The 6,503-nt window shown below is 44.3% G+C and carries 5 protein-coding genes and 1 pseudogene; 3 read left to right on the top strand and 3 right to left on the bottom strand.

All coding sequences use genetic code 11. The annotated features are described in order from the left end of the window. Both IQR33_RS35820 and tesA read right to left on the bottom strand, forming a co-directional pair. A pseudogene (locus tag IQR33_RS35820) lies at positions 1-95 on the bottom strand (hypothetical protein); the annotation flags it as partial. 82 nt (positions 96-177) lie between these two features. Continuing rightward, a complete protein-coding gene (gene tesA, locus IQR33_RS06135) occupies positions 178-780 on the bottom strand; it encodes a multifunctional acyl-CoA thioesterase I/protease I/lysophospholipase L1 (protein WP_054575991.1) in 603 nt (200 codons plus the stop codon). Between tesA and IQR33_RS06130 the strand changes: the two genes are divergently transcribed. From IQR33_RS06130 to IQR33_RS06120, 3 genes are all read left to right on the top strand, one after another. Then, positions 779-1,471: an ABC transporter ATP-binding protein gene (locus IQR33_RS06130; protein ID WP_005376323.1), complete on the top strand. Its 693-nt coding sequence runs from the start codon at positions 779-781 to the stop codon at positions 1,469-1,471. The two genes, tesA and IQR33_RS06130, sit on opposite strands and share 2 nt — an antisense overlap. Further along, positions 1,471-3,927, top strand: a complete 2,457-nt coding sequence (locus IQR33_RS06125) for an ABC transporter permease (protein WP_064354775.1) — start codon at positions 1,471-1,473, stop codon at positions 3,925-3,927. The genes IQR33_RS06130 and IQR33_RS06125 overlap by 1 nt, the downstream gene beginning before the upstream one ends. 352 nt (positions 3,928-4,279) lie before the next feature. Further along, on the top strand, positions 4,280-5,719 hold the full coding sequence (locus tag IQR33_RS06120; protein WP_064354776.1) for an FAD-dependent oxidoreductase: 1,440 nt from the start codon (positions 4,280-4,282) through the stop codon (positions 5,717-5,719). Positions 5,720-5,747: 28 nt separating this feature from the next. Here the strand turns inward: IQR33_RS06120 and IQR33_RS06115 are convergent. Beyond that, positions 5,748-6,503: biotin-dependent carboxyltransferase family protein (locus IQR33_RS06115; protein WP_193843590.1), on the bottom strand; the 756-nt coding region annotated here is incomplete at its 5' end.

Genomic DNA, 6,503 nt, shown 5'->3' with positions numbered 1-6,503 from the left:
TTTACGTATTCAATTTGCTCTTTAATAGATGCATGACACCCTTTGGGGTGCGCAGAGCGAGCAACAACACCTTGAATTAACGGTTCTATTCGCATGTTGTTATCTATCCTCGATGAGTGGAATTGAAAATAGATTAACGTAAAGTTACGTAAAACTTATTGAGCTAGACCATTAAAATTAGAGATGTTTAATTAATTCTTGAGCAACGAAATCAGCGATCCAAGGTTGTGCATCTGGTTTTGGGTGAAGGCCATCATCCATCATCCATTCTGGTTTGGTGACAACATGCTCTAAGAAGAATGGCATCAAGGCAACTTGTTGATGCTGTGCAAGCTTAGGGTAGATATCGTAAAACATATCGCTATAGCGCTTACCATAATTAGGTGGAACCCGAATTTGCATCATGACAACGTCCGCACCAGAATCTTTTATCATGGTAATCATTTTTGAAAGATTCGACGTAATAAGTTTAGGAGGGAAGCCTCTTAGGCCATCGTTGGCACCTAACTCAATAAGTACCATGTCAGGGCTATGCTGAGTTAGCAACTGAGGTAACCGTGCTAAGCCATTGCCGGTTGTATCGCCAGAAATGCTGGCATTAATAACTGTTACATCTTGACCATGTTCTGACAACGCATCAGGGAGTAAGCTAGGCCAACTCTCTTCGATCGGCATCTGATAGCCTGCACTCAAGCTATCACCCAAGACAAGTAGCTTTTCGCTCGCATGTGAAGTAGCGGAAAAACAAAAAAATAGAACTAAGGAAAGTATACGAATCATGCAAACACCTGTACTTAATGCACCTATTGTTCAAGCCAATTTGGTTTCTAAACAAGTCTCTACTAATCAAGAACAATTAACAATCCTCAAAGACGTAAATGTTGACATCCGAAAAGGAGAAAAAATCGCCATCGTCGGAACTTCCGGTGCAGGTAAGTCAACATTGATGACGTTGCTAGCTGGTCTTGATACGCCGACATCAGGCGAAATTACTTTATTAGGTCATGAATTATCAAAACTGGACGATGAAGCACGTGCGAAAATTCGGGCTGACTCTTTAGGTTTCGTTTTCCAAAGTTTCCTGTTAATCCCGAGTTTGAGTGCATTACGTAATGTCACGCTTCCTTGTCTTTTACGTGGTGAAGCCGAAGATGAAGCAAGAGCAGCGGAATTGTTAGCTGCTGTTGGGTTAGAAAAACGTGTCGACCATCTACCAAGCCAGTTATCTGGTGGTGAACAACAGCGAGTTGCGCTAGCGCGTGCATTTATGACACAGCCTGAGCTGTTGTTCGCAGACGAGCCTACCGGCAATCTTGACCATCAAACCGCAGACAAAGTGATTGAGCTGCTATTCGATCTTAATGAACAGCACGGGACAACTCTGATTTTAGTAACACACGATGGTCATCTAGCAAGCCGATGTGACCGTATCTATCGTATGGAGGCGGGTGAGCTTAAGGAGGAGATATAATGTCTGCAGTATCATCAAGTGAAGCCACATCCACAGAACAAAACAGTACAACACAGCACTCGCCGAATAAAAGTTTGATACGTTGGAGTTTCGGCGAAATAAGGCAGGGGAACCTTTGGCCTATTAGCGTTGCTCTTATTCTCGTGATTGCGAGTATCTTTGCGCTTTCTGCATTAGCAGAACGAATGGAGCAGGTGATCGTCAAGCAAGGGAAGGACGCATTAACGGCAGATGCGGTGTTTGTGTCTGCTAATCCCATTCCGGACACGTTGTTAGCCTCGACTGAAAGCCTTGAACGTTCGATGATGACGCGATTTGCCACTATGGCATTTAGCGATAATGGTATGCAGCTTATTTCGGTAAGGGCGGTGGATGATAATTACCCTTTAATGGGAGAGCTCGTTCTCGAAAATAATCCGGCCGGTCGCGTTAAAGAGAACCAACTCTGGCTTGATGAGCGGATTATGACTCAACTAAACGTAAAGCCAGGTGACAGTGTCACGATAGGCGATGCCGAGTTTACTGTATCAGGCGCAGTATTGATGGAACCTGGCTTGAGCTTTAATCCATTTCGGCAAATGCCTTCTGCATACATTCATCAAAGTGACGTAGATAAAACAGGAGCAATTCAAGTTGGGAGCCGAGTTCAATACCGTCTGTTTTTACAAGCCGATGATAAAATACTAAAGAGCTTACAAGATGATACGCAGCTTTCTCCGAGCGATCGCTGGCGCACGCAAGATACTGCCAGTCGTAGTAATGAGGTTTTTGAACGCACGACGCAGTATCTGTCTTTGACCGTAGCGATTGTCATCATTATGGCGGCGACAACATTGGTTCTTACTTGTCAAAATTACGTGAACAGCCGGACACAAACTATTGCGATGTTGAAAAGTCTTGGTGCGAGCCGCCGATGGATTGAAAAGTGGTTATTTATTCAAGTCACAATCCTTCTCATTAGTGCCAGTGTCGTCGGTCTATTGTTAGGGAGCGGGCTGGAATATTTATTACGCATTCCACTCAAAGACTTATTACCCGATCCACTCCCTGGTTACGGTGTCACACCATTTTTGGTGGCATTTATCTCAGCAGTCTTGATTACGGTGCCTGCTCTCGGTATACCATTGTTAGGCTTGATTAAAACTCCCGCGTTAGAAGTGCTACAGCAGGGTAAAGCGCAACGTTCTTGGAAGCGAATGTTACTTGTTCTAGTTCCCGTTGTTCCACTGCTTTTACTGTATGCAGATAACACCTTAGTTTGGATCGTGCTCACTGGTATAGCGGTACTGTTTGTGGTACTCGCAGCAGTTAGCGTCATACTCACAAAGCTGTTTGCACGTGTTTCAACCCATCCTGCAATGAAGCTTGCGTTGAGTCGTATCAACCGGACGCCAGTAACCAGCGGTCTACAGTTTGGTGCTTTGGCATTATCTTTAATGTTGCTGTCTATCATTTGGCTTGTGCGCAGCGATATTCTCGCTGATTGGGAGAGAACCTTACCTGCAGATGCGCCAAATGTGTTCGCATTGAACATTGGTGATTATGAACTCGATAACTACCTAGAAACCCTAGATAAAAATGGAGTTACGCGGTCACAAGCTTATCCAATAATTCGTGGACGACTAACAGAGATCAACGGTCAAAACGTCAAGGAGATTGATTACGAAGGAGAAGGTTCTGACGCGATACGTCGAGAGCTAAACCTGACATGGGGAGATAGCCTACCAGAATATAATGATGTGCTTTCGGGTGAATGGACAAACAAAGGGAGTGTATCTGTAGAAGCGGATGTAGCAAATGACTTAGGCATCAAACTCGGTGATACGCTGCGCTTTGTAATAAACAGTCAGAATTACGATGCAGTAGTAGATACCATCCGTTATGTCGAATGGCGTGACATGAAGCCTAACTTTTATTTTATTTTCTCATCTGACGTGATGGCTAATTTACCTGGTTCTTACCTCATCAGTTATAGGATTGAAGAAGGAAATGAAGCGTTGTTGACGTCAATGTCACGTGCTCACCCAACGGTCTCTGTTTTAGATATCCGAACTATGGGCGAGAAAATTCAGGCTTTGATTCAGCAAATCGTATCAGCAATCACCATCCTTGCTCTTTTAGGCGTTGTTGCTGGTCTGCTGCTCATCTTTACGCTACTGAGGTTAAGCTTGTCCCAACGCCAACAAGAGATTCGTTTGTATCGCACATTAGGTTCAAGTAAGAAACGGATCAACACAACCCTGTGGGCCGAGTACGGAATTATGGCGTTGATTGCTAGTGGTGTTGCGGTATTCGCTGCGGAAGTTTGTGTGGCCGCAGTCATGACATATGGATTCGATCTCAATGCACAAATTCACCCCGAATTGTGGATAGCTTTACCGCTTGCAACATTTGTTACGTTGGCACTTGTAGTGATGAGTTTGTTGAAAAGATTGTTAACGCCAGTAAACACTTAATCGCAGCGAGTGTTATCAAGTTTGGAACACTCCATGACACTTTTATTTTAGTTATCCACAAAAACAGTGGATAACTTTTGGGATAACTAAATGGGGTAAAAAGTGGGGTGTTTCTGCAGGCTTTGCGCCATGGGTCTTACAGTGAAATTCTTATTCACATAGACACAAAAAAGTGTCTTCTTAACCATGTCGTCAAGTACTTTTTCGCAAATTTTTTCTACTTTAATGCACTTTACAGGCGCTGTTGGATATTTCGCAAACCCATGAACTTTTTGTGATTTTAATCAAGTCCAAACACGAGTAGAATCCACCGTTAGTAAAGAATTTTCCTTATAAAATTTTTAGTGAAGCAATGAAGTCTGAGTTTCCAAGTTATAAAGATAAGCATATCGCTGTTGTTGGTGGCGGTGTAGCAGGTGCAACAGCAGCAATTCATTTTGCGGAGCTGGGTTTTAAAGTTTCCGTAATAGAGAAGGGCGTATCACTAGTAAATGGTCCACCCATTTGTCATTTGCATGCTGGTGGTAATTTATATCGAGAGATTTCCGAGCAACAATGCTTAGACTTGTTAGCACAATCTATCGATACTGTTCGCCTGTATCCGCTTTCACTGAATATTCGTCCGACAATCATCGCGGTTCCTCATTCCGATGGTGGAGACCCATCCACACTAGTTCCGCGATTAGAGGTTGTGAAAAGTGCTTATCAGACGCTCGTTGATAAAGATGAGAGTAATAAAGTGCTCGGCGAGCCAAGCGAATACTACAAACTGTATTCAAAAGCGGAGCTAGAAGCTCTCGCGCAACGTACTCAACCAAGTCATCCTACAAACTTCGATGAGTGGTGCATTCCTTTTGCTCAACATGCTGATCTTGAAGCGCTAAAGTATCCTGTTGTCGCAGTTCAAGAATATGGTTGGAGTGTTTTTCGCCTCGCCGCAATTGCCAACTTAACACTAGATACGCTTCCTAATGCTTCGGTCTTCACACAAGCAACGTTTAAGCAAGCCGATTGGATGGGGGAACACTGGCAACTTGGCTATGAACGTGAAGGTATCGATTACCTGATGACATGCGACTACTTGGTTAACGCGTGTGGCTTTGAAACAGGCTCAATTGACAACACAGTTGGTGCCAAGCGTGACAGGTTGGTGGAGTTTAAAGCCGCTTACGTTACGAGGTGGGCAGACTGTCAACAACAATGGCCAGAAGTTATTTTTCATGGCCCGCGTGGAACCGATAAAGGAATGGCTCAATTGACGCCTTATGGCGATGGTTACTTTCAACTTCATGGTATGACAAAAGGAATCACGCTGTTTGAAGATGGTTTAGTGGAGAGCACGAACTCATCTGCTCAACCTGAACTGCCTATGCCTTTACTCTCGAAGATCCGTAACGGCTGGAGAGAAGAAGTGTTAGAAGAGCGAACGAACAATGCCATCAAACACATGGCGCAGTTTATTCCCGACTATCACTCTGCTGTAAAAGGAGGAAAAGCATTGTTTGGCGCTCAGCAAATTCCCGGAACAGACCCAGTACTCAGAGCGGCAGATGTGACTTTTGAAGATAACCACTATGCGAGAATAGAGGTGGTAAAAGCGTCATCGACACTACTCGCAGCGCAAAAAATGCTTCAATTCTGGTTTGACATCGATCCTAACCAAAATGTGGAAACACAGCATCCGGTCGCTGTAAAGTGGTCTGAACAAGAGGTCGAGCAGTACGCGATTAAACTCACTCAAGAGCGAGGCTATCCACAAGCTTTAGCAGTGCGTTATGGTATGCCTACATAATCGGCTGTGTTTGGGCTCAGTGGTTGTATTAGTACCCAAAAAACTGAGCCCATTGGCACCATACTTCTTGCAAGCCTAGCCTATCTCCTTTCACAAAATTGACTTTTTGTCCGGGCTTCGCCTGTGCCAGTCTAGGTAAGTCAATACGGGCTACGCAGCCAAATTTAGGATACCCGCCAATAGTCTGGTGATCGTTGAGCAGCACAATAGGGTTACCATCGCTAGGTACTTGAATTGAACCTAATGCAATTCCCTCTGATAGGACGCCTTCGTAAGGTGGACGAATGTTATTGCCCTCAAGACGGTAGCCCATGCGATTCGAATTGGGGGAGATGATGAATGCTTTGTTGTAAAATACTTGGCGAGCGTCTTCATCAAAGTCCTCGTTCTGATAGCCTTCAATCACTCTCAGCTTAATGGGTAAGTTGTAATCTGGCTTAAAGCGAAACGTCATTTGCCTTGGTTTACGTTTCGGTAAGTTATGAGGGACAAAGGGAAGAATATCGCCAGCTTTCAAAGCGCCACCATTTGAATCATAACCACCTAGAGATTCTCGCAAGACGGTCGATGCGCTTCCTAAGTGCTGAGCAACATTGAATCCACCTTTAACCGCTAGGTAGGAGCGAAGTCCATTCCTTGCGACTCCGAACTGAAGCTTCTGTCCTTTTTTCAACGTAAAGTCAGACCAATTTGAAATAGGTTCACCATCTATTTTTGCATTTAAATCACCGCCACATATAGCAAGGTGGCAGTTATGCAATGCAATAAAACAAGCGTTACCCAG

The sequence above is a fragment of the Vibrio sp. OPT46 genome, from assembly GCF_015163535.1.
GTDB lineage: Bacteria > Pseudomonadota > Gammaproteobacteria > Enterobacterales > Vibrionaceae > Vibrio > Vibrio alginolyticus.
This window is presented reverse-complemented; position numbering and strand designations above follow the sequence as displayed.

What these genes read in the sequence shown, in the direction of transcription:
- IQR33_RS06120 (WP_064354776.1), top strand. Translation starts at nt 4,280, where the DNA reads ATGAAGTCTGAGTTTCCAAGTTATAAAGATAAGCATATCGCTGTTGTT.
- IQR33_RS06130 (WP_005376323.1), top strand. Translation starts at nt 779, where the DNA reads ATGCAAACACCTGTACTTAATGCACCTATTGTTCAAGCCAATTTGGTT.
- IQR33_RS06125 (WP_064354775.1), top strand. Translation starts at nt 1,471, where the DNA reads ATGTCTGCAGTATCATCAAGTGAAGCCACATCCACAGAACAAAACAGT.
- tesA (WP_054575991.1), bottom strand. Translation starts at nt 780, where the DNA reads ATGATTCGTATACTTTCCTTAGTTCTATTTTTTTGTTTTTCCGCTACT.